Below are 3,962 nucleotides of genomic sequence, written 5' to 3' on the forward strand. Positions count from 1 at the left end.
CCGCTTCGACAAACGCGGCTACCTGTTCACCGGCACCATCACCGTCGCTGTCCTGCTCATCTGGCTACGCACCTGATCCAAGAAACAGGCCCTAGTGCCCGGCGGGCGGCTCCGTGCGGTCGGGGACGGTGTCGGCGGCGGGGGAGGGGACCTCCGGGACCTTCTCGCCGGGCCGGTCCGCCGGCTTGTCGGCGGGCCTGTCGCCGTCGCGCTCGCCGTGCGTCCAGCGCCCGAAGCGGGACGTGCGGGTCGCGGCGACCTGCTCGCGGATCCGCTCGACTATCCGTCCGGCGGCCAGCCGGTGCGCCAGGTCGCAGGCCGAGGTGATGGCGCGGGCCCGGGAGGCGCCGTGCGCGATCACGACCGTCCCGTTCAGGCCGAGCAGGACGCCGCCGCCGTAGGTGTCGGGGTCGAGGCGGTCGCGCAGGTCCTGGAGGCGGCGCCGCTGCAGCAGCGCGCCCATCCGCGCGGCGGGGGTGGAGGTCATCGCGTCGCGGATCTCCGCGAACGCGGTGGCGACGGTGCCCTCCACGGCCTTGAGCGCGACGTTGCCGGTGAAGCCGTCGGCGACGACGACGTCGATGCGACCGCTCAGCAGGTCGTGGCCCTCCACGTTCCCGGCGAACTCGATGCCGTGGCTGCCCGTCGCGAGCAGCTCGTGCGCCCGCTTGGTGAGCTTGTTGCCCTTGCCCGCCTCGGCGCCGATGTTGAGCAGGCCCACCGACGGCCGGTCCACCCCGAGCAGGATCTGCGCGTACGCGGTGCCGAGCGCGGCGAACTGGACGAGGCCCTCCGGCTTGACGTCCGCGGTGGCGCCCGCGTCCAGCAGGATCGTGGGGCGCGGCCGCGTCGGCAGGGCCACCGCGATCGCCGGGCGCATCACGCCCTGCTGGCCCTTGAGCCGCAGCCGCGACGTCGCCACCACCCCGGCGGTGCTGCCCGCCGAGACCAGCGCCGACGCCCGGCCCTGCTTGATCAGGTGGCAGGCGATCGCGATGGACGAGCGGGGCTTGCGCCAGCTCGCGAGCGCGCCCTCGCCCATGTCCAGGGCCTCGTCGGCGTTCACGATGGGGATCGTGCCGAGGACGCCGTGCAGGTCCAGCTCCCGCCGGATCCGCGCCGCCCGCCCGACCAGCACCAGCCGGACGCCGTGCTCGCGGACGGCGGCCACCGCCCCCGCGATGATCTCTTCGGGGGCGTGGTCGCCGCCCATCGTGTCGACCGCGATCGGCAGCGGGCGCACCGTCGCGGGACGGCGCGGCGCCGGGCGCGGCGCGGTGCCTCCGGGCGGCGGGGCGGGTCGCGGCGGCGCCGGGTTCGTGCGAGGCGGAGCGCCGCCCGACGGCCCGGTGCCGGACGGTGCGGTGCGGGGCGCCGCGGGGGCCCGCTCGGGCGGGCCGGGCTCCGCCGGGCGAGGCGTCACGGGCCGCGACGGCTCGCCGGTGCCGGTCATGGCCGCTCCAGGAGGACGGAAGGAAACACGGTGGGCCGCAAGAACGCAGCTCATCGCATCGTATGGCGTCCTTTCGCCTGCCTCGGCGCCCCACGCCCGGAGTGGCGATCCTCACGCCGCCGGGACTTGGCCCTAGCCCTCGTCCTTGCGGCAGTCGGCGCCCAGGCACGACGCGTTCTCCACGACCGGCCGGCCGTCCACGAGGATCGTGTAGTAGTTGCGGCGCGACTCCTGCTCACCGCTGCCGATGACCTCGACCGGCTTCTCGTCGGAGGTCATGCCGGTGCAGGACACGCGCATCTTCGTCCGCGTCCAGCCGGGCAGGTCCGCGCACCGCAGCGGCGCCCCGAGCCGCACGCCGCGCTTCTGCAGCTCGGCGGTGGCCGTCACGGGAAGCGCCCTGCGCAGTGCGGCCTGCGTCTTGTACTGCAGCTCCTCGCCCCCCGACAGCAGCAGGAACGCGCCGCCGCCCACGGCGGCGATCACGAGGAGCGCTACGGACCCCAGGATCAGGGCCGGCTTGCGGCCGATCCGGAGGCGCGGCATCTTCACGCTGGGAATCTTCACACTCGCTACGTCACCGACGGTACGGCCCCGTATGCACTGCGTGTTCGGATTTTCCGTTCCGTATGCGGATTCGTTGCCCGGTCAGCCGTTCGGGTGCTCGCAGCCGAGGCCGAGGCAGCTCTTGCGGAGCACCTCGCGCCCGCCGACGCTCACCACGTAGGACTCGCGCGGACGCTCGGTGTCGGCGTCGTGGACCACGCCCTCCACGGTGACCGGCTCCCCGGTCGTGGTCAGGGCCGTGCAGTCGACGCGCACCTCCGCGTCGGTCTCCCGGCCCGGCGACCTGCAGTCCGGGCGTTCCCGCAGCTCGATGCCCTGCTCGCCCAGTTCGTCCACGACCCCGTCGGTGACGGCGTTGCGGTACGCCCCGTCGGAGATCCTCTGCATGACCTTGCAGCCGGACATCGTCACGGCGAGCAGGACGGCGAGCACGGCGGCGGGGAGGCGCCTCATGCCGCCCCCTCCATCCGGCGGAGGCCGGCGACCGCGTCGGCCACCGCGTCGGGACGGTCGAGCGGGACCATGTGCAGGGCGTCGGGCAGCTCGATCCGCGTGCCGTGCGGGGTCATCCCGGCGAGCCGCTCGTGCGCCTCGGCCCAGGCGCGCTTGCGGTCGTCGCCGTCCACGTCGCCCAGCGCGGTCACCACGGCCAGCGGGACGGGCGGGAAGGGGCGCCGCTCGCGGAGACCCGCCAGGTCGGCGGCCATCTCCCGGTAGGCCATGTCCTCGGCGAGAACCGTGCCGAGGACCGTCCCGCGCCCGTACACCGACAGGACGACCTCCTCCGGGACGGTGTCGTCCCGGAGGCTGGTGCGCTTGAGGACCATGCGGCGGCCGAACGGCCCGGCGACCCGCGCCAGCCGGGTCGCGCCGAGCACCGCGCCCGCCGCCGCGGCGAGCGGGGCCAGCGCGGCGGCCAGCCGCACGGGCACCCACGCGTCGCCCTCGTAGCTCGGATCGAGCAGCACCATGCCCCGCACGAGCCGGTGGCGCGTCCTGGCCAGCGCCTCGGCGGCGAACGCGGCCATCGAGTGCGCGAGGACGGTCACCGGCCGGCCGGCCCGCTCCGCCAGGGCCCCCATGACGGCGGTGTCGCGGCGCAGCGAGGGCGGCGCGGCGGCCGCGGGGCTGAGCCCGAGGCCCGGACGGTCGTAGACGATCACCCGGTGGTCCTCCCGGAGCAGCGCGACGGAGGGCTCCCAGTCGAACCAGGCGCCGCCCAGCCCGGAGCTGAGCAGCAGCGGCGGCCCGTCCGCCGGGCCCGACTCGACGACGTGCACCTGCTCGCGGCCCACGTTCACGATCTCGCCGGGGCCGAGGTCCGCGCCGCCGTCCGCCCTGCCGTCCGTGCCGCTCACAGAAGGGCCTCCGCCCGCTCGTCCAGCGCGCCCCGTGCCGCGCGCGCCGCGTCCCTCCGGTCGGAGTACAGCGCCCACGCGATGGTCAGCAGGCCCAGGCACAGGATGCCGATCTGGACGCGCTGGACGATCCCGAGCCACTGCCCCGCGTACATCGCCACCAGCGTCCCGAGCGCGGCCACCGACTCGGCGAGCGCCAGCAGCCAGCCCCACCGGGCCAGGGCGGGCCACCAGCCGTACCGGCGGGCGGCCAGGGACAGCAGCAGCAGCGCCGCCACCCCGCAGACGATCACGGCGCTGCTGGTCACCGAGTGGAACTCGTGGGAGAACGACACGTTCTCGGAGCGCTCCCGGAGGGCGCACCAGGTCTCCAGGCTCGGCGCGCAGTCCAGGGGGAAGGACGCGTCGCCGATGGCGCACACGCCGAACAGGCCGAGGAACACCCACCCCGCGGTGGCGAGGGGCGCGCGGGTGAGCTTGCGGAGCGTCCCGGCCGCCACCAGGATCGACAGGACGCCGGTGATGAGGTCGCCGGCGCTGTAGACGAAGTGGAACGGCTGGTCGGAGGCCGAGAGCTCGCTCAC

General features: G+C 75.2%; 5 protein-coding genes. All 5 read right to left on the reverse strand.

The genetic code is table 11. The features are described 5' to 3' along the window. Window positions 1–91: 91 nt before the first annotated feature. Window positions 92–1,453, reverse strand: a complete 1,362-nt coding sequence (gene plsX, locus AB0C69_RS39235; protein WP_360361272.1) for a phosphate acyltransferase PlsX — start codon at window positions 1,451–1,453, stop codon at window positions 92–94. A 132-nt stretch (window positions 1,454–1,585) separates the two neighbouring features. Then, a complete protein-coding gene (locus AB0C69_RS39240; protein ID WP_345173599.1) occupies window positions 1,586–1,999 on the reverse strand; it encodes a hypothetical protein in 414 nt (137 codons plus the stop codon). A gap of 102 nt (window positions 2,000–2,101) precedes the next feature. Then, window positions 2,102–2,473, reverse strand: a complete 372-nt coding sequence (locus AB0C69_RS39245) for a hypothetical protein (RefSeq protein ID WP_353835852.1) — start codon at window positions 2,471–2,473, stop codon at window positions 2,102–2,104. After that, on the reverse strand, window positions 2,470–3,378 hold the full coding sequence (locus tag AB0C69_RS39250) for an alpha/beta fold hydrolase (protein WP_353835851.1): 909 nt from the start codon (window positions 3,376–3,378) through the stop codon (window positions 2,470–2,472). The genes AB0C69_RS39245 and AB0C69_RS39250 overlap by 4 nt, the downstream gene beginning before the upstream one ends. Continuing rightward, on the reverse strand, window positions 3,375–3,962 hold a 588-nt coding region (locus AB0C69_RS39255), incomplete at its 5' end, for a DUF998 domain-containing protein (RefSeq protein WP_360361276.1). The genes AB0C69_RS39255 and AB0C69_RS39250, both read right to left, overlap by 4 nt.

Origin of the sequence: Actinomadura sp. NPDC048032, from assembly GCF_040653175.1 — a bacterium.
GTDB lineage: Bacteria > Actinomycetota > Actinomycetes > Streptosporangiales > Streptosporangiaceae > Spirillospora > Spirillospora verrucosospora.